The following is an 18,924-nucleotide window of genomic DNA, read 5'->3' on the forward strand; positions in this document are numbered from 1 at the left end:
CAGGGCGATGATCGCTGACTCCTCTCTCCCCGGACGCCTGGACCGCGCCATGGCGAGCCTGCGTGGGCTCGCGGTGGGGGACGCGTTGGGCTCGCAGTTCTTCGTGCCCGCGAACTATCCGCTGTTGAAGCGCCGCGAGCTGCCGCCCCGGCCCTGGCAGTGGACCGACGACGCCGAAATGGCCTGCTCCGTAGTGGCCGTGCTGGCCACACACAACCGCATAGACCAGGACGAGCTGGCCCGGTCCTTCGCCGAGCACCACGACTTCGACCGAGGCTACGGGCCTGCGGTCAACCGGCTGCTGAGGCTGGTGAGGGAGGGCGGTGACTGGCGCGAGCTGTCGGCCGCCCTCTTCAACGGGCAGGGGTCGTGGGGAAACGGCGCCGCGATGCGGATCGCCCCTCTGGGTGCCTGGTACGCGGACGATCCGGAGCAGGCCACGCACCAGGCCGAGATCTCCGCGTACCCCACACACCAGCACCGGGAGGCCGTGGTCGGCGCCATGGCCGTCGCCGCGGCCGCGGCGCTGGCCGCCGACCCGGCCGGCCCGCCGAGCGCCGAAGCCCTGCTCGACGGCGTCATCGCGCTCGTCCCGCGCAGTGCGGTCGGCGCCGGGCTGCGGCGCGCCCGGGACATGCTCGACTACGCAGACTCCGCCACTGTCGCCGCCGTCCTCGGCTGCGGCCGGCGTACCACGGCCCACGACACGGTTCCCTTCGCCCTCTGGGCGGCGGCCAGAACCCTGGGTGACTACGAAGAAGCCTTCTGGACGACCGCCCAGGTGGGCGGCGACATGGACACGACCTGCGCCATCGTGGGTGGCGTCGTCGCCTCCGGAAAGGCGGGAGCGCCACCCGGGGCGTGGCTGGAGCGGACGGAAGGGCTTCCGGACTGGATGCCGGGGGCGGCGTACGGCCGCGGGAAGACGCGCGGGGCGTAGTGGCGGGCATCGGCCCAGAGCGCTGAGGGGTGTGGCTGAGGGGCCGCGGGGGAGAGAGCGTCGTCGGCTGCGTGGGCCTCTACGGCTCGGCGCGTGAGCTCTGGAAAGTGATCTGCCGGGGGCGAGCGCCGGCGACCCTGGTGGCTCCGTCAGGGGCACGCAGGCACCCCTTTGGCGGCCGCAGAGGCAGTCGCCGCCTCTGTCACAGGCTTGCTACAGCGCCTCTGCCACGGCCTGGAGCGGGTGGCCCGTGGATACCCTTTCCGCCACGCCGCCTGTTGATCATGCCGGGCGTGCGCCGACAAGACACCGGTCACCAGCCTCACCAGCCCTCCGCTGAAGCGGCGTGTCGTGGGCTGCGTCAGGGCCGGCAGGGAGGGGGTTTCGTGTCCGACATACCGTCCACGTCCAAGCAGGGGGAGCAGGAGACCGCGCGGCCAGGAGAGGGTGAGCCCGATGCGCCGGAGGGCGCGGGTTCGAGTGATCCCCAAGACGCCGTCCCGGAATCCGTGTCCAGGTCCGCCCCTGGATCCCCCAGGGCCGTCGCCAAGTCCGCCGTCAGGGGAGATGCGGCCGGGGACGACGAGGACACCGACTGGGACCATCCCTCGGACGTTCCCTGGCTGCCCGAGCTCCAGGTGGAGGCACCTGCCCCGGTGCGTACGGCCACACTGTGGGCCGTGCTGGCCACCGGACTGCTCAGCATGCTGCTCCTCGGTGACGGCCTGGCGCTCAACCTCGTACTGATCGCGATCCCGGCGTCGCTCGCCGCGTACTTCGCCGCCGTAGCCGCGGGACGACGTCCGCACGCGTGGGCGCTCGTCTGGGGCCTCGGCGGAATGGCGCTGCTGTTCGTCCCTGCTCTGCGCGACGCGGGCTGGCCCTCGTTCCTGGCCGTGGTCGCCGCGGTCGCGTTGGGCTCAATGGCGCTGCACGGCGGCCGCACCTGGCCCGCTGTCCTGCTGGGCCCCATCGGTGTGCTCAACTCCCTGGTCACCGGCCCTACCTGGGGCTGGCGCGGGCTGCGCGAACGCTCCGGTGGTACCCGCGGCAACGTGGGCGCGGTGCTGCGCGCCCTCGCCGTGACCGTGGTTCTGCTGCTGGTCTTCGGGGCGCTGTTCGCGAGCGCTGACGCGGCCTTCGCGGATCTGCTCGGTGACCTCGTGCCGGACACCTCCGTCTCCGGCGGCCCCTGGCGCCTCCTGCTTCTGCTGCTCGGCCTGGTCGGCGCGCTCGCGGTCTCGCACACGGCTGCCGCGCCGATCCAGTGGGACCGGGTCGAGGTGCCCGCGGGCCGTCCCCGAGGCCGGGTCGAGTGGGCGCTGCCGCTGATCGTGCTCATCGGGTTGTTCGCGGCCTTCAACGCCGTCCAACTCGCCGTGCTCTTCGGCGGATACGACGCCGTACTGGAGAAAACCGGCCAGACGTACGCCGACTACGCGCGCCAGGGCTTCTGGCAGTTGCTCCTCGTCACGCTCCTGACCCTGCTCGTCATCGTCTTCGCCCTGCGCTGGGCGCCGCGTGACAGCGGGGGCGACCGGAAGCTGGTGCGAGGTGTGCTGGGAACTCTGTGCGCGCTGGCGCTCGTTGTCGTGGCTTCGGCGGTGCGGCGGATGGACATGTATGTGGACGCCTATGGACTGACGCGGCTGAGAGTCTCCGTGGTCGCCGTGGAGCTCTGGCTGGGCCTGGTCATCGTCCTCATCATGGCGGCCGGGGTGTGGGGTGCTCGCTGGTTGCCACGTGTGGTCGCGGCGAGTGCGGCCGCCGGCGTACTCGCGTTCGGGCTGGTGTCGCCCGACGGCCTGATCGCCGAGCGCAACGTCCAGCGGTACGAGGACACCAGCAAGGAGGGTGCCGGCAAGTTCGACCTGAGCTACGCACAAGGCCTGTCCGCCGACGCCGTACTCGCCCTGGACGCGCTGGAGGAGCCGCTGCGGTCATGTGCGCTGCGGTTCATCGCCGCCGACCTGGAGGGTGGCGACGCCCCCTGGTACGCGACCAGTTGGGGCGAGGCACGTGCCCGGGACATCCTTCGTGACCGGCCGGTGGCGAAGGACGCGGACGGGAGTACCTGCTACGAGCTGAGTGACGACCTCATGTACCGGTGAGCTCATGTACGGGTTCACATACGGGTGAGGCGGCTCTTGATGGCCGGACCGGCGTCCTCGCGGTCGATCCCCGGACCCCGGCCCGGCCTTCGCAGCCCGCGTCAGCCTCCGGCGGGTCCCGCTGTGGCTGCCGTGCCGGCGAGGGCGTCCAGGTCGCTCTTGCGGACCCGGATCACCAACGTCGCCGTGATCAGCGCCAGTACGGCCATCGCGACAGCCGGGATGAAGGCGGTGGAGATGCCGTTGGCGAGCACCTCGTGCCCCCAGGGCGCGGGCAGTTGCTGTGTCCTGGCGAACTCGGCCTTCTGTTCGGCCGAGGCGTTCGCCAGGAAGGCCGGGATCTGTTTCTCCGCCTCGTCCCGGCCGGCCGACCCGAAGACGGTGGTCAGGATGGAGAGACCGAGCGAGCCGCCCACCTGTTGTGTGGCGTTGAGCAGGCCCGAGGCCGCGCCCGCCTCGTTGAGGGCGACGCCGGAGACCGCGGTGAGGGTCAGCGTCACGAAGTTCAGCCCCATGCCGAAGGCGAACAGCAGCATCGGACCGAGCACTCCACCGACGTACGAGCTGTCGGGGTTGATGAAGGTCAGCCAGCCCAGTCCGAGTGCGACGAGCGCCGATCCGACGAGCATGAACGGCTTGGGGCCGAGGACCGGAAGGAACCGCTGCGACAGACCCGCGCCGGTCACGATCGCGACCGTCACCGGAAGGAAGGCCAGACCTGCCTCGATCGGTGTGTAGGACAGCACGTTCTGCACGAACAGGACGATGAAGAAGAACATGCCGAACATCGCCGCCGCCAGGCTGAGCATGATCACGTACGTGCCCGAGCGGTTGCGGTCGAGGAACATCCTCAGCGGGGTGATCGGCTCCTTGGCCCGCATCTCGATGAACACGAAGGCCGCCAGCAGGATCACCGCGGCGCCGAAGGACCCGATGGTGAGACTGTCGCGCCAGCCCTCCCCTGCGGCGCGGATGAAGCCGTACACCAGGGCGGCCATTCCGACTGTGGAGGTGAGCGCGCCGGAGATGTCGAAGCGCCCGGGATGGCGTTCGGACTCGCTGATGTACAGCGGTGTGAGTACGGCGATCAGCACGCCGATGGGTACGTTGACGAAGAGCACCCAGCGCCAGTCGAGCCACTCGGTGAGCATGCCGCCCGCGAGGAGCCCGATGGCGCCGCCGCCGGCCGAGACCGCGGCGAAGACACCGAAGGCCCGGTTCCGCTCCGGGCCTTCGGGGAACGTCGTGGTGATGAGGGCCAGCGAGGTGGGCGACGCGATCGCGCCACCGACCCCCTGGAGGGCACGCGCGGCCAGCAACTGCCAGGGTTCCTGGGCGAATCCGCCCAGCAGCGAGGCGAGCGTGAAGAGGAGGATGCCGGTCATGAAGACCCGGCGCCGACCGAGGATGTCCCCCGCACGTCCACCGAGAAGCAGCAGGCCACCGAAGGTGAGGGTGTACGCGCTGACCACCCAGGTGAGGTCGGTCGTACTGAAGCTGAGCGCGTCTTGAATGTGCGGGAGCGCGATGTTCACAATCGTCGCGTCGAGTACCACCATGAGTTGGCAGGCCGCGATGACGGTGAGTGCGATGCCGGGATGTCCCTCCCGGCGGGCCGCTCCTGGCTTTGGGCCGTCCTGTATCAACTGAGAGGTTGTCACTAAGGGTCCCCCACAAGTGCGTTAGTGAACGCTCGCGTTCACTGTTGCGTCAACGGTAGTGAGTCCCCGACAGTGAACGCAAGCGTTCACTGAAGTCTCTGCCGAATGGCGCCATGCGAGTCTCTGCCGAGGGCGTCACGCGACTGCTCTCCCTCCCCCCGCGCCCCCTCTCATGCTCAACGGAGACACTCAGATGACCATTTCGCGTTGGACGGCCGCACCCGCTCATACGGCCTCCCCGCGTCGACGCGGTGCCGTGCTCGAACGGGCGATCCTCGAAGCCGCCCTGGAACAGCTCAGTACGGTCGGCTGGAACGGCCTCACGATGGAGGGCGTGGCCGCGAGCGCTCAGACGGGTAAGGCGGCTGTCTACCGCCGCTGGCCCTCGAAGGAGGACCTTGTCGCGGACGCGCTCCAGGCCGGGCTGCCGAGGCTGAGGGACGCCCCCGACCTCGGGGGCGTACGGGAGGACCTGCTGGAGCTGTGCCGGCGTGTGCGTGACGCGATGTTCTCGCAGCCCGGGTTCGCACTCCGATCGGTGCTTTACGAATGCGATGCCGCTCAGGCCGAGCGCTTCCATGCCGTGATCCTCGGTGGGGTCATCGAGCCCACTCTGCAGATCCTACGAGAGGTCATTCATCGGGGAATCCAGCGCGGCGAGGTGCGGTCCGACGCTGCGAACCCGTATGTCTTCGATGCCATCCCGGCAATGATGATGTACCGCTCCAAGGTGTGCGCGAGCGAATGGAGTGACCAGGATCTGGAGGAGATGATCGACCAGTTGATCGTCCCGCTGCTGCGCCGCACGGCTGTCTGACCGGCGTCGATCGAGTCGGCTCGTGGACCTTGCTCAACGGTCCGGGTGGCCCTGCGCAACGTGTCCGACCGGCCTCGCCCGGGAGTCCGTGGCCGCTCGGGAGGACCGGGGTGTCGCGAGGCGCTTCGGGCGGCGTAGTCTGAGGACGCCATGCCGTACGAACCTCCCACCCACACCGTCGAGCGCTCCCTCCGCGCCACGACCGGAGCGAAGATCATTGCCGGTGTCGACGAGGTGGGGCGCGGCGCTTGGGCCGGCCCGGTCACCGTCTGCGCCGCCGTCACTGGCCTGCGCCGTCCCCCCGAAGGGCTCACCGACTCCAAACTCCTGACGGTCAAGCGTCGTACGGCGCTCTCTGTCGAGCTGGAGAAGTGGGTGACGGCGTACGGCCTCGGTCATGCCTCTCCGGAGGAGATCGACCAACTGGGGATGACGGCCGCTCAACGGCTCGCCGCCGTACGCGCGCTGGAAGCGCTGCCGGTACGTCCGGACGCGGTCATCCTCGACGGGAAGCATGACTACCTCGGCTCGCCCTGGCGGGTCCGTACAGTGATCAAGGGCGACCAGTCCTGCGTGTCCGTCGCGGCGGCCTCGGTGATCGCCAAGGTTCGGCGCGACAAAATGATGGCCGAACTGGGTATCGACCATGCAGACTTCGGTTTTGCGGCCAACGCCGGGTATCCGTCGCCGGTGCACAAGGCCGCGCTGGAGGATCGGGGCCCCACCCCGTACCACCGGCTGTCGTGGGCGTATCTTGATGCGCTGCCCCAGTGGCGGCACCTCAAGAAGGTTCGCAGCTGGGCGGACGGAAGCGTTCCGGAGATCGAGGGCCAGCTCGGCTTCGATTTCTGACGATTCCGCTCGCACTCATGTGCCACCCGCCGACGCGAGTCGCACCGGCGTTTGATAGATATCAGCTCATGCCTCTCATTCCCGAGGAGCCTCAGATTCACGAGAGTGCCCAGGGTCCCCGCGCTACTCCGGCCAGTGGCCGTACAGCGCCGACCCCCCGTCCCGTACCCGGCCCCCGTCCCGCGGCTCCGCCGCGTCCCGGCCGTCCGGGTCCTGTCCGGCCGATGCCGGCCCAACGCACCCCGCGCGAGCCGGTAGTGGCCGCGCCGGGGCCGTCCGCCCCGGCGGCTGCTCCCGCTGCCGCCGCCACTCCGCAGATCCAGCTCATCCCGGCCTCGGCCGAGGGCGCGCTGGACGCCGCCGAAGAAGCCGTCGACCTGCTGTTGGAGTCGGGCCGTGCCCCCGGTGAGGTGCTGGTGATCACCACCGGCGAACCGCACCCGTGGGCCGCGCACGAACTCTCCTTCGGCGAGACCGCGTACTGGGCGCAGCACGACGCGGGCGACGACGTCTTCTACGCCGACGCCTCAGCCGTGGGCCGGGCCGCGCCCCGTCCCGTGGTCGTGGTCGCCGTCAACGGCGGTTCCGACACTGTCGCCACCACCGCGCTGCCCCTGGCCCTCGGCCGGGCCGGTGCCCTGCTGATCGTCTGCGGTGATCCGCAGACGATCAACTCGGCGCTGGGCGCGGCGGTCTGAGCACGCACAGTCCGGACATAGTCCGGACGCGGTCCGGTGCGTGCTCGGGGGACACCCGCTCGGGGGGACTGAGGGTGCCGCTGTGGTGGCACCTGTCCGGTGGTCATCCTGACGTGCGCCGATGACTGCTGTGTGCCGGTGTGCGGTCGGTTGCCGACGGCGGCTCATAGAAGCGTTGTCGCACGAAGGGCCCTTTTCGGCCCTGGCGCACGGAGAGCGTTGCGAGTGCCGCGTGCGTCGGTACGGGGCCGGGTGTGGTGTACGACTGTGTCGCTCGCTGAGGCGTGCGTGCTTCGGGACGTGTGGGGCGTGCTTCGGGACGTCTGGGCGTGCTTCGGGAGGTGTGATCTGAGGCGTGCTTCGGGATGCCGTCCCTTCTCGGCCGGTTCTGCCGGGGCTTCCTTGGGCACGCCTCGCCGTACGTCGCTGCCGGTGCGCTGGGAGGTCATGCGCCCAGGCCTGCAGGGACGTCGGCAGGCGGCGAGCTGGGGAGGTCATTCGCCCCGGATCGGAGCGATGCCGGCACACCGCCGGCTGCGGAAGTCAATCGCCGGGCTCGGACGGACGTCGGCAGGCGACGCCCGGGGCAGGCACGCGGTGTGGCTGTCCCGGGCTCAGCGGGCGGCTGCCCGGCGCAGTACCTCCGAGGTGGCGCCACCGGTGCGCGGCAGCGGCGGCAGTGCCTCCGCCGCGGTGAGGGACTCCGGGGGCGAGTCCGTGCTCGGACGGCGTCCGCCGCGGCCCTCACCGAGGACCTGCCAGCCGTCACGCGTCAACGTGATGTACGCCCCGCAGCGCAACCCATGGAGTGTGCAGGCGTCCCGCAGGCCCCACATCCACGCCCCGTCCTCCTCCGTCCAACGCGCGTCGCCGTCACGGCAGTAGAGCAGCACCGCCGTCCGCACCGGAGTACGACGCCGCAGGTCGTGCGGGATGACCCGGCGCAGCTGCGCGAGCAGCGCGTTGCGGAACATCCAGCCGTCGGCCGGAGCCGACCGCCGGGTGAACGAGGCGCTTGCGGTCACCCGCTCGTCCGGGTCGAGGACGGCCACGACCGCCGTCGCGGGCCGTGGCCGGTGCCGCTCGTGCAATCCGCTGACGACCTCACGTGGGTTACGCAACAGCGGAATCCCGGCGGAGGCCCATTCGGTGGGTTCGAGCATCCGGACCAGTGGGTCGGCGGAAGCGGCGGACAGATCGGCAGACGTCGACATGGATGCCGCCGAGGACGGAGCGAATCCGAAGGTCACGTTCCTCCCTTCGGCTACGCGCCCACACTGCGGGCGGGGGTCGGACTTGAGGGAGCGCGCCGCGGCACAGCCCTACCGGACCACCGATGAGGCATGCGGGGAGCGATCCCAATTCTTCCTGTCGAACTGGGATGCGGCAACGAGCAATTGGGGTCACCGACCGTATTCCGGCGATAGGTCACGTATATCCCTGCCCACTGTTCTTGGCAGCGACACCAAGAGCCACGCTTGCACGGCGAGGACCAGCGGCGACACCCCCTGGCGCACCGACTCGTCGCAGCATGCGCCGCGGCCGGGGAGAGTCCCAGCCGGCTTCGGTCACGTCGTCCCGACGGAATCCAGCCCGTCGTCCCGACGGAATCCGGAAGGAATGCGGGACAGCCCGCCTTGCGAGCCGGTTGTCACGCTGGGTGAGTTCGCCGATTGTCAGTGCCATCGGGTTGCATGGGGTGCATGGACAATCTGGAGCTCCGCTCAGAAGCCGATGCCATCCTCGCCGAGCTCGTCGGGGGCCCTGACGGGTCGGCACGGCTGCGGGAGGACCAGTGGCAGGCCGTGGCGGCGCTGGTGGAGGAACGTCGGCGTGCTCTGGTGGTGCAGCGCACCGGCTGGGGCAAGTCGGCGGTGTACTTCGTTGCCACAGCTCTGCTGCGGCGTCGTGGCTCCGGGCCCACGGTGATCATCTCGCCGTTGTTGGCGCTCATGCGTAACCAGGTGGAGTCGGCGGCGCGGGCCGGGATCCAGGCGCGCACGATCAACTCGGCCAACCCGGAGGAGTGGGACACCATCTACGGGGAGGTCGAGCGCGGGGAGACCGACGTTCTCCTCGTAAGTCCTGAGCGTCTCAACTCGGTGGATTTCCGCGATCAGGTGCTGCCCAAGCTTGCGGCCACGACCGGGTTGCTCGTGGTCGACGAGGCGCACTGCATTTCCGACTGGGGGCACGACTTCCGCCCCGACTACCGGAGGCTGCGGGCGATGCTGACCGAGCTGCCCGCCGGTGTGCCGGTGCTGGCCACCACCGCGACCGCCAACGAGCGGGTCACCGCGGATGTGGCCGAGCAGCTGGGTACCGGCGCCGGTGAAGCCCTGGTGCTGCGTGGTCCGCTGGAGAGGGAGAGTCTGCGCCTGGGTGTGGTCCAGCTGCCGGATGCCGCGCACCGCCTGGCCTGGCTCGCCGAGCACCTGGACGAGTTGCCGGGCTCCGGGATCATTTACACCCTCACCGTCGCCGCGGCCGAGGAAGCCACCGCCTTCCTGCGTCAGCGCGGCTTCCGCGTGGCGTCGTACACCGGGAAGACGGAGAACGCCGACCGGCTGCAGGCCGAGACCGACCTCCAGGAGAACCGCGTCAAGGCGCTGGTCGCGACATCGGCGCTGGGTATGGGCTACGACAAGCCGGACCTCGGGTTCGTGGTGCACCTGGGTTCGCCGTCCTCGCCGATCGCGTACTACCAGCAGGTCGGGCGCGCGGGCCGTGGTGTGGCCCACGCCGATGTGCTGCTGCTGCCGGGGCGGGAGGACGAGGCCATCTGGCGATACTTCGCCGATACCGCCTTTCCGCCCGAGACGCAGGTTCGGCAGACCCTCTCGGCCCTTGCCGATGCGGGACGGCCGCTGTCCGTGCCCTCCCTGGAGGCGGCCGTGGATCTCCGGCGCAGCCGCCTGGAGTCGATGCTGAAGGTCCTGGATGTCGACGGCGCGGTGAAGCGGGTGAAGGGCGGTTGGACGGCCACGGGAGCCGACTGGGTGTACGACGCCGAGCGATACGCCTGGGTGGCCAAGCAGCGGGCAGCCGAGCAGCAGGCCATGCGCGACTACGTGAGCACGTCCCGGTGCCGGATGGAATTCCTGCGCCGGCAGCTGGACGACGAGGGCGCGACCCCCTGCGGCCGTTGCGACAACTGCGGGGGAGCGTGGGTCGATTCCTCCGTTTCGGCGGAGACGTTGACAGGGGCGACGAAGGAACTGGATCGCCCGGGGGTGGAGGTTGAGCCGCGCCGGATGTGGCCGACGGGAATGCCCGCACTGGGCATCGACCTCAAGGGGCGCATCCCGGCCAAGGAGCAGTGCTCCACCGGGCGTGCCCTGGGGAGGCTCTCGGACATCGGCTGGGGCAACCGGCTGCGGCCGCTGCTGGCCGATAACGCGCCGGACGGACCGGTCCCCGACGATGTCCTGCGGGCCGCGGTGGCGGTCCTGGCCGACTGGGCGCGCTCGCCGGGCGGCTGGGCGGCGAACACCCCGGATTCCTCTGCCCGGCCGGTAGGCGTTGTCGTTGTGCCTTCCCTGTCCCGCCCGCAGCTGGTCGGTTCCCTGGCCCAGGGAATCGCGACTGTCGGCCGTCTCCCGTTTCTGGGCGCCCTGACGTACACCGGGCCGGGCGACGCCCACGTGGTACGCCGGAGCAACTCCGCCCAACGTCTCAGGGCGCTGTCCGATGCCTTCACCGTCCCTGAGGAGTTGGCGGCCTCCCTGGCCGGCTCTCCGGGACCGGTGCTGCTCGTGGACGACTACACCGACTCCGGCTGGACCCTGGCAGTGGCTGCCCGGCTGCTCCGCCGGGCAGGTGGCGGAGAGGTTCTTCCGTTGGTGCTTGCTGCGGCGGGCTGAGCTTTCTGCGCTGAAGTTCCGGCCGCCTGTGACCGAATGCGGTCGCCATGGATTCCGGATGGGATTGCACACTTCGATGAGGCAGCTGGGCACGTGCCAGGGCGATTGCTCGGGCGCGTGCCAGGGCGAATGCTGGGGCACGCGCCAGGGCGATTGCGGTGCTGTGGGCAGTCCATGCCGTTATTGAGGCTTCCCGGCAATTCCCGGATGCCGACAGTGAGTGGAGCGGACGGCGCGACGGCGAGGCGACGGGCGGGTATACCGGGATGTCCGCGCCGCGGGGTGGGCCACGCGTGCCTCGCTTCATGCCCTGGTCCACGCGTCTCTCGGTCCACGCTCTGGTCCACGCGTCCCTCGGTCCACGCCCTGGTCACCGCAACTTGCTGCTCGCGACACCGACCTGCGCACATGCAAACGGCGCCGATCAATGCGGGCAGCCGTGACGCAGAGGCGGGGGTCCCGGACGGAGTCTGGGGAGGGTGTCTGATCCCCGAGGTCGGACATCAACTGTCCGAGGCCGACCGAGGGGCTGTGGACAACTCCTGTCGTGGCCATGGTCGTAGTTGTCCACAGGGGCAAGCGGAATATTGAGATCCGCGGGATGGTCACGGCATGACGAATCACAACGAAGCGGCCGGCTGGTCCGGTGACAGGTCCAGCGACACATCTGACAACAACAGGTTCGGTATCGGGTCCGGGGAAGGGACCGATGAGCACTCCGCGGACGTCGGAAGGGATGGGCCGAAGGACGGGGAGGAGCGAGGCGAGCCCGCAGCGCAGGTGGGGATCGACACGACAGCCGGTCGAGTGGGCCACGGCGGGGCCGGACGCCGGGCGGGGCACGGTCCCTTCGGGCAGGACTCACAACGCGGTGCGCGCGATCCGGGCTCCGGACTCGATGGCCCCGGGCAGGGTGCGGGAAGCGACGTGCCCGGAGGCCCGGCCAGTGAGCATCAGGTGACCTTGCGGACGCCGGCGGAACTGGCCGACGCTCTGCCCTATTTGCTCGGGTACCGACCCGAGGACAGCATCGTGCTGGTCGCCCTGCACGACGGTGAGCGGCGCGGTCGATTCGGCGGGCGAGCGCGGCTCGGCATCCCCGCCAACACGGACGACTGGCCCTCCGTGGCCGAACAGCTGGCCCAGGGGCTGGTGAAGGGAAGCAGGCGGCGGGGAGCCCCGCCGGAGAGCATGGTCGCCTACCTCTCCCAGGAACCGGCGCGCGGCGAGTCGGGACAGGAGGTCATGGAACGGCTGCGCCCGCTGGCGCAGTTGCTGCGTACAGCCTGCGGCCGCCTCGACGTGCCGGTGATCGAGGCTCTCTGTATCTCCGACGGTCGTTTCTGGTCGTACTGCTGCCCCGGCCAGGGATGCTGCCCGCCTGAGGGCCAGTCAATGGGTTTGCCGGGTACGTCGGTTCTGGCCGCCGCCGCGACCTATGCGGGACTCCAGGTGCGGGGCAGCCTGCGGGAACTGACGGCCAGGCTCATTCCGTGGGAGACCGAGGTCGCGGAGCAGGAGGTCGCGCTCGACAGGGCGAGTGCGGCCCTGGTCCCGAGGATTCTGGACGGCGAGAACCGCGCCGCTGTCGCCCAGGAGACCCTCGGACTCGCCCAGCAGGTCGTGCTCCGGTTCGCCGACGCTCCACCGGTGTCCGGCACGCGTCCGGCGGACCTGCGCGACGACGGTCTGCTGGAGCATGAGGAGGCCGCCACCCTGATCCTCGGCCTTCAGGACCGCACGACCCGGGATCGCGCCGCTGAGTGGATGGAGGGCGACGAGGCCGGCCCAGCCCTGCGGCTGTGGCGAGCGTTGGCACGCCGCTGTGTCGGCTCCTACCGCGAGCATGCCGCGGCGCCCCTCACGCTCGCCGGATGGGTCGCCTGGTCCACAGGTGACGAACTTGAGGCACGGGAAGCCTTGGCCATGGCTCTCGGCGTCGATCCCGACTACCTCTTCGCCCGGCTTCTGCACCAGGCGTGCAACGAGGGACTGGACCCGGAATCGGTCCGCCGCTGTCTGCGTGCGGAGCGCACCGGCCGTGTCTCAGGGGACGACGCGGAGCCGGCGAGGAGTGTCGCGGAGCCGATCGAGCGAGCTGAACCGGCGCTGGGCTCGAGGCTGCCCAGCCCCATGGCCCGGCCGCAGGCACCGGACGGGATGGCGTCCTTGGCCGACAGTGAATCGGACGGCTCCGATTCTTGCGGCTCTGATTCTTGCGGCTACGGTTCCTGCGGCTCCGGTTCCTGCCGCGCTGAATCGGGAGGCTTTGAATCGGGTGGCCCTGAATCGGGTGGCTCTGAGTCGGTCGATTCCGATTCGTTCCGCTCTGATTCGGTCGGAGTTGTGGGCCGGCCTTTGGGGCCATCGAGCCGGCGTCGTCGTCGGGCGCGCCCAGTAGGGAGTGGCGAAACACGCCCGAGCCGACGGACCCCCGGAGCGGGGAGTGCCCGACGGCGCCGGCCTGTCGACGGTGCCTCGCCGACAGAGGGTGGACCAGGGCGTGCGGCCGAGGGCGCGAGCGGACGCTCAAGGGACCGCCGTGAGTGCGGTCGGCATGGCGCGGAGGAGGACACGTGAGCGCCGGCTCCCATCGAAAGGACGGCGCACGGTACTTCCGCAGGACGGCGCACGGTACTTCCGCCGTGCATACGTGAACGGACGCGCAACCGCGGGCGCGAGTACCAACCGCCTGAAGCGGGTGAACCACGTCAACTGCCCTACCACCTCTCCCGGCCCTGCCACTTCTCCCGGCCCTGCCACTTCTCCCGGCTGTGGCAGCCGTGCCGGCCGTGGTAGCCGTGGCAGCCGTGCCGAGCACGCTCTCAGCGCGCCCGGGTGCCGGGTCGCGCCCTGCCCGGCTCCCGGGCGCCATTCGGTCGGCTTCCCCGGTCGAGGGCGTGACCCCGAGCGGGGGAGCCCCGTTCACCTGAGTGGCGGAACAGCGGCCGGGCCGCGCCGCCGCAACGTCCTCGCCCCTCCGGAGCCCCCCACCCGGCGCCGAGCGCGCCCAAGGCGCGCCGAGCGCGGAGGAAACCGCCCCATGTCCCTGCCCTCTCCGCCCTCGCCCCCCGACGGCGATCGCCCGCCCCTTCCCGCGACCGGGCAGCCCCGCACGAGTCGAAGCGGCCCTTCGAACCCGCGCGCGGCAAAGGACAGCGCCTGGTCATCCTTCGCGGGGGCGGGCGGCCAGGCGGCTCCGCAGGCGTCGGTGCCCTTGCCGCCCCGGACGGTGGACCTGCCACCTGCCCACACGGCCCTGATCTGTGTAGCCCTTCCAGGACTTGCGATCTCCACGGATCAGGGGCAGTTGACCGGCCGAGGGCTGGAGGGTTTCTATCGCGGGGGGCGGCGGATGCTCTCCCGTTGCCAGGTGCGTGTCGCCGGACGCGAACCGCTCGCCGTTCAGGCCCGAATGCTCACGGCTGACTGCGCCCGTTTCGTGGGGACGCTGCGCGCGTCCGCCGACGGAGGCCCGGATCCGGACGTCGTCGTCGAGCGGACACGGCACGCGGACGGCACAGAGCGGATCACCCTGCGGAGCGCGGCCTCTCGTACGCTGCGGCTGCCCGTGGAAGTTGCTCTCGGCACGGATCTCGCGGAACTGAGTTCGGTCGCCGGGGGCCGAGCCCGGCCCGAACTGCCCGCCAGCGTCCACGACTCCGGCCTGCGTTGGTCCTGTGCCACGGGGCACTCGGCCGTCACCGCCGATCCTCCGCCCGTCGACGCGCTGGCCTCCGCGGGACTGCTGCGCTGGGAGTTCGAACTGCCTCCGGGCGGCACCCGGAGCGTGGAGCTGCGTGTACGACCGGATGGTGCGGGCGCCAACAGGACGCTGGGGCGCGGCGGCGCGAGCAGCCCGATCGCACAGGCGCAGGCAGCGGGCGACGACCCGAGAGTCCAGGCGCTCCTGCACACCTGCGTGGAGGATCTCCGGGGTCTCTTGCTGCGCGACCCCCGGCACCCGTCCGACACGCACCTCGCGGCCGGGGCACCCTGGCGGTGTGGCCTGGCGCCGGCCGAAGCGCTTGCCGCCGCGCGGATGACGTTGCCGCTCGGCACCCGGCTCGCCTTGGGCACTCTGCGGACTCTCGCACGTACCCAACTCACGGGCCCGCGGTCCGGCCTGATCCCCGGACCGCGCCGGGACGCGGGCCCGCACCTGCCGCCTGGTTGCACGGCCACCGAGGCGACCCTGCTGTTTCCCGTACTCCTCGCGGAGGCCCGGCGCTGGGGGCTTCCGGCAGCGGAGACCGAGGACCTTCTGCCCGTGGCCGAGCGGTGCCTCGACTGGCTGCGGACGACTGTGGGCGACGGCATCTACCTCCCCGACGCCCACCCTGGGGGACCGCTTCGCTGCGAGACCCAGGCGCATGCCCATCGGGCAGCACTGCTGGGGGCCGATCTGCTCGACGCCCATGGCCGCCCGGGCGGTGGGGGACTGCGGCAGTGGGCCCAGGCGCTACGGACGGCCTTCCGTGAGGACTTCTGGGTCGAAGACCGGGGAGGCGGCAGACCGGCGGTCGCCCGTGCCCCGGACGGTCGCCTCGTGCCGCACCTCGGCGCGGGTGCCGCCCATCTCCTTGACACCGGTCTGCTCGGCTCCGGCGCGGCGGCTCCCGGACTGCTCGACAAGGTGCAGACCGAGCAGCTCGCGCGGCTGCTCGGAGGCCCCGTCATGGACTCCGGGTGGGGGCTGCGCAGCCTCGGGGTGAAGGAGGCGGCATACAACCCGTTCGGCCATCGCGCCGGTGCCGTACGGGTTCAGGAGAGCGCGGTCGCCGTCGCGGGGCTGGCAGCCGCCGGCTACGAGAAAGAGGCGAGCTCCCTGTTGCGGGGTGTGCTGGCGGCCGCCGAGGCCTTCGGCCACCGGCTGCCCGAGATGTACGCGGGGGAGCAGCGCGCGCCGGGCAGCGCCCCGCTGCCGCATCCCGCTGCCTGCCGACCCGCGGCGACGGCTGCGGCCGGGGGAGTGCTGCTCCTCACCTCACTGGCGGGGATCCGCCCCGACGCCCCGGCCGGGACAGTGACCCTGCGTCCGCTCCGCAGTGCTCCGCTGGGCGAGATCGGGCTCACGGGACTGCGCATCGCGGGTGCCCCCTTCTCCGTACGCGTCAGCCGGCTCGGCCTGGCCATGGTCGAGGAAGCGGCCGAGGGGCTGCAGTTGGGAGTGTGACCTTGAACGACATGCAGGCGGGGAGGTGATCGGCCACAGCCGGTAAGACCTCTATCGGAGGGAAGTGGATCAGCCGTGGAAGCGGCCGAACGGCGTGTTTATCGTCAGGCAGACGACTATGATCGCGGCATGCCCTACGACCCATCGGCCTTTCCGCCCTTCGCCGTGACCGTGGACCTGGTGGTGCTGACCGTGCGCCGCCACGCTCTGTGCGCGCTGGCGGTACGGAGGGGAGAGCAGCCGTTCCAGGGGCGGTGGGCACTGCCCGGCGGCTTCGTGCGGACGGACGAGGATCTGGGGCAGGCGGCGGCACGTGAACTCGTCGAGGAGACCGGGCTGTGCGCCCACGACCCCTCCGCTCCCGCACAGGACAACGGCGCACACCTGGAGCAGCTCGCGACCTACGGCGACCCCAAGCGGGATCCGCGGATGCGGGTGGTCAGCGTTGCCCATCTCGCCCTGGCACCCGATCTGCCCGCTCCCCGGGCCGGCGGCGACGCCAAGAGCGCGCGCTGGGTGCCCGTCGAGGAGTTGCTGCAACAGGGTGGTTATGGCCGTGACGGCGAGCAGGCGGCGCCCCTTGCCTTCGACCACGCGCAGATCCTCTCGGACGGTGTGGAGCGCGCCCGGTCCAAGATCGAGTACTCGTCGCTGGCCACCGCCTTCTGCCCGACCGAGTTCACCGTCGGCGAGCTGCGCCGGGTGTACGAGGCCGTGTGGGGTGTGGCGCTCGACCCGCGCAACTTCCACCGCAAGGTGACGGGCACACCGGGCTTCCTGGTGCCCACGGGCGGTACGACCACACGCCAGGGCGGTCGCCCCGCCCAGCTTTTCCGCGCGGGTGGCGCCACCCTGCTCAATCCGCCCATGCTGCGCCCCGAGGTCTGACGGACAGCGCGGAACACAGGTCCGGGCGCGGGCGCAGGAGTGTGTCCGCAGGCAACTTGAGCCTCGTCCGAGGAGAGGCTCAAGTTGCCCGAGAAAACGGACATATAGCGCTATCTTGCATTGGGTGATCCAGGCCATCGGACTGACCAGCAACCCTCGCAAGGAGCTTCCGCCCGCCCTCGACGACGTGACCTTCGAGGCGCGCGGGGGCCGCGTCACAGCGGTCGTCGGACCCCCGGGCGCGGGCAAGACGACGGTGCTGAAGCTCATGCTCGAACTTCAACGAGGCCGCGGAATCACCTACTTCAGAGGCCGCCCCCTGCACCGGATCGCTCATCCCTCACGCGAAGTCGGGGTACTGCTGGGCGAGGTGCCCGGCCATCCGGCGCGGACCGTCCGCGGACAGCTCCGCATGCTGTGCGCCGCCGCCGGGGTGCCTGTACGGCGCGCCGACGAGGTTCTCGAAGTCGTCGGGCTCGCCAGCCTGCGCGACGAGCGACTGGGCACGCTGTCGCGTGGCATGGACCGTCGCCTCGGTCTGGCATGCGCACTGTTGTCCGACCCGCACACTCTCCTCCTGGACGATCCGGCCGACGGGCTCTCCGCCCGCGAAGGCCGTTGGCTGCACGGGATCCTGCGCGCGCACGCGGCCCAGGGCGGCACGGTGCTGTTCACCACGGACGACCTCAAGGAGGCCGCGCACACCGCCGACCGGGTCGTCACGCTGGAAGCGGGCCGCCTGGTCGCCGACCAGGAAGTCGCGGACTTCGCCCGCACGCGGCTGCGCCCCCGAGTCGCCGTCCGCAGCCCCCACGCCGCCCGGCTCGGCGTCCTGCTGACGAAGGAGGCCCGCGCGGCGCGGCGTTCCGTCGAGATCGTGCGTGAGGACGGCAACCGGCTCTCCGTGTACGGCAGCACGTGTGCCGACGTCGGCGAGACCGCCTTCCGGCACGGCATCCTCGTACACCAACTCGCGGACGAGACCGGCGACATGGGCCCTCCTGCCGCGCCGTCCGCAGAGGCGGGTGTGCAGGAGGGCGACGAGCCGCACGTGGTCAAGAGGCCGGCCCTGGACACGCACTCACCTCTCCCGCCGCCCATCGCCGTGCGCCAGGCGCCGAGTCCACTGCGCCCGCTGCGCTACGAACTGCGCCGCGCCGCCGGCGTCGGCACGGGTTACCTCACCGCCGTGGCGGTTCTTGTCGTCTCGGCCCTCCTGTCCGTACTGCTCGCCAGAATCGGTCACACGCCCCAGCCGCGCCTGCTGGCCGCCTGGCCGCAAGAACTCCCGCTGCCGCCCGCCGCGCTCGGTGCGGGGCTGCTCGGCGCGATCGCCTTCGGCGACGAGTTCCGCCACCCCGCCCTGGCGGCGGACCGCGGCACCGTCCCCCGCCGCCTGGGGCTGCTCACCGCCAAACTCCTCGTCGCCTCGGCCACCGCGCTGACGCTGGCCGTTCTCACCGTCGGATGTGACCTCGAAGTGCTCTATCTCGTCTACGGACGGGAACTCACCGGAGTTCCTCCCGACTGGCTGTCCCTGGGCGCGAGTTGGATCGGGCTGGTGATGGGCTGTGCCTGGGCGGGTGTGCTGGCCGCGGGCATCTTCAGGTCCACGGCCGCCGGGCTCGCGGCGGTACTCGCCGTGCCGATCGTCGTCGTACCGCTCGTACAAAAGGCCTTGGAGGGGCCCTCTGTACGGACCGCGGCCGGGTTCTCCGGGAGGATGCGCGAGCTGGTGCTGATGCAGTGGCCGTTCGGTGGAGAGCGCTATCTGGAGGCCGGGGTGCGGACGGTGGCTCAACCTGTGGGCGGTGCGCTGATGTTGTCGCTGACCGCTCTGCTCTGCGCATATCTGCTCACGACCCTGCGAAGCAGGGTCCGATGACGACCGTCGGCACCCTTCCGGTTCCGCGGTGCG

Annotated in this window: 12 protein-coding genes; 10 read left to right on the forward strand and 2 right to left on the reverse strand. The window is 70.9% G+C overall.

Translation table 11 applies throughout. The features are described from left to right. The first annotated feature begins 7 nt into the window (after positions 1-7). A complete protein-coding gene (locus ACFYPC_RS32715) occupies positions 8-940 on the forward strand; it encodes an ADP-ribosylglycohydrolase family protein (RefSeq protein ID WP_391890174.1) in 933 nt (310 codons plus the stop codon). Positions 941-1,326: 386 nt separating this feature from the next. After that, on the forward strand, positions 1,327-3,051 hold the full coding sequence (locus ACFYPC_RS32720) for a DUF4153 domain-containing protein (protein ID WP_391890177.1): 1,725 nt from the start codon (positions 1,327-1,329) through the stop codon (positions 3,049-3,051). Between the two features lie 101 nt (positions 3,052-3,152). Here ACFYPC_RS32720 and ACFYPC_RS32725 read toward each other — a convergent pair whose 3' ends face one another. Then, positions 3,153-4,712, reverse strand: coding sequence for an MFS transporter (locus ACFYPC_RS32725; RefSeq protein ID WP_391890180.1), 1,560 nt, complete (start codon positions 4,710-4,712; stop codon positions 3,153-3,155). Between the two features lie 193 nt (positions 4,713-4,905). Between ACFYPC_RS32725 and ACFYPC_RS32730 the strand changes: the two genes are divergently transcribed. The 3 genes from ACFYPC_RS32730 to ACFYPC_RS32740 all read left to right on the forward strand — a co-directional run bounded on the left by ACFYPC_RS32730 (position 4,906) and on the right by ACFYPC_RS32740 (position 7,079). After that, positions 4,906-5,529 (forward strand): TetR/AcrR family transcriptional regulator, encoded by a 624-nt coding sequence (locus ACFYPC_RS32730; protein ID WP_391890183.1) that lies wholly within the window; start codon positions 4,906-4,908, stop codon positions 5,527-5,529. A gap of 150 nt (positions 5,530-5,679) precedes the next feature. After that, positions 5,680-6,381, forward strand: a complete 702-nt coding sequence (locus ACFYPC_RS32735; protein ID WP_391890185.1) for a ribonuclease HII — start codon at positions 5,680-5,682, stop codon at positions 6,379-6,381. Positions 6,382-6,449: 68 nt separating this feature from the next. Beyond that, positions 6,450-7,079 (forward strand): hypothetical protein, encoded by a 630-nt coding sequence (locus ACFYPC_RS32740; protein ID WP_391890188.1) that lies wholly within the window; start codon positions 6,450-6,452, stop codon positions 7,077-7,079. A 614-nt stretch (positions 7,080-7,693) separates the two neighbouring features. Here ACFYPC_RS32740 and ACFYPC_RS32745 read toward each other — a convergent pair. Beyond that, the gene (locus ACFYPC_RS32745) at positions 7,694-8,329 is read right to left on the reverse strand and encodes a hypothetical protein (RefSeq protein WP_391890191.1); all 636 of its coding nucleotides are present in this window, start codon (positions 8,327-8,329) and stop codon (positions 7,694-7,696) included. Positions 8,330-8,782: 453 nt separating this feature from the next. Here ACFYPC_RS32745 and ACFYPC_RS32750 point away from each other — a divergent pair, with 453 nt between their 5' ends. The 5 genes from ACFYPC_RS32750 to ACFYPC_RS32770 all read left to right on the forward strand — a co-directional run bounded on the left by ACFYPC_RS32750 (position 8,783) and on the right by ACFYPC_RS32770 (position 18,891). Continuing rightward, positions 8,783-10,942 carry a RecQ family ATP-dependent DNA helicase gene (locus tag ACFYPC_RS32750; protein WP_391890194.1) on the forward strand — a complete coding sequence of 720 codons (2,160 nt, stop codon included), beginning with the start codon at positions 8,783-8,785 and terminating at the stop codon, positions 10,940-10,942. Positions 10,943-11,554: 612 nt separating this feature from the next. Beyond that, positions 11,555-13,522, forward strand: a complete 1,968-nt coding sequence (locus ACFYPC_RS32755; RefSeq protein ID WP_391890197.1) for a DUF4192 family protein — start codon at positions 11,555-11,557, stop codon at positions 13,520-13,522. Between the two features lie 463 nt (positions 13,523-13,985). Further along, the gene (locus tag ACFYPC_RS32760; RefSeq protein WP_391890200.1) at positions 13,986-16,118 is read left to right on the forward strand and encodes a glycogen debranching N-terminal domain-containing protein; all 2,133 of its coding nucleotides are present in this window, start codon (positions 13,986-13,988) and stop codon (positions 16,116-16,118) included. A gap of 129 nt (positions 16,119-16,247) precedes the next feature. Next, positions 16,248-17,006, forward strand: a complete 759-nt coding sequence (locus ACFYPC_RS32765; protein WP_391890203.1) for an NUDIX domain-containing protein — start codon at positions 16,248-16,250, stop codon at positions 17,004-17,006. A 124-nt stretch (positions 17,007-17,130) separates the two neighbouring features. Then, positions 17,131-18,891, forward strand: coding sequence for an ATP-binding cassette domain-containing protein (locus ACFYPC_RS32770; protein ID WP_391890206.1), 1,761 nt, complete (start codon positions 17,131-17,133; stop codon positions 18,889-18,891). The last annotated feature ends 33 nt before the right edge of the window (positions 18,892-18,924 follow it).

This window comes from Streptomyces sp. NPDC005808 (genome assembly GCF_042871385.1).
Taxonomy (GTDB): Bacteria; Actinomycetota; Actinomycetes; order Streptomycetales; family Streptomycetaceae; genus Streptomyces.

Excerpts from the sequence above, each read along its gene's own strand:
- ACFYPC_RS32755 (WP_391890197.1), top strand. The coding sequence starts at position 11,555 with ATGACGAATCACAACGAAGCGGCCGGCTGGTCCGGTGACAGGTCCAGC.
- ACFYPC_RS32735 (WP_391890185.1), top strand. The coding sequence starts at position 5,680 with ATGCCGTACGAACCTCCCACCCACACCGTCGAGCGCTCCCTCCGCGCC.
- ACFYPC_RS32765 (WP_391890203.1), top strand. The coding sequence starts at position 16,248 with ATGCCCTACGACCCATCGGCCTTTCCGCCCTTCGCCGTGACCGTGGAC.
- ACFYPC_RS32750 (WP_391890194.1), top strand. The coding sequence starts at position 8,783 with ATGGACAATCTGGAGCTCCGCTCAGAAGCCGATGCCATCCTCGCCGAG.
- ACFYPC_RS32740 (WP_391890188.1), top strand. The coding sequence starts at position 6,450 with ATGCCTCTCATTCCCGAGGAGCCTCAGATTCACGAGAGTGCCCAGGGT.
- ACFYPC_RS32760 (WP_391890200.1), top strand. The coding sequence starts at position 13,986 with ATGTCCCTGCCCTCTCCGCCCTCGCCCCCCGACGGCGATCGCCCGCCC.
- ACFYPC_RS32730 (WP_391890183.1), top strand. The coding sequence starts at position 4,906 with ATGACCATTTCGCGTTGGACGGCCGCACCCGCTCATACGGCCTCCCCG.
- ACFYPC_RS32715 (WP_391890174.1), top strand. The coding sequence starts at position 8 with ATGATCGCTGACTCCTCTCTCCCCGGACGCCTGGACCGCGCCATGGCG.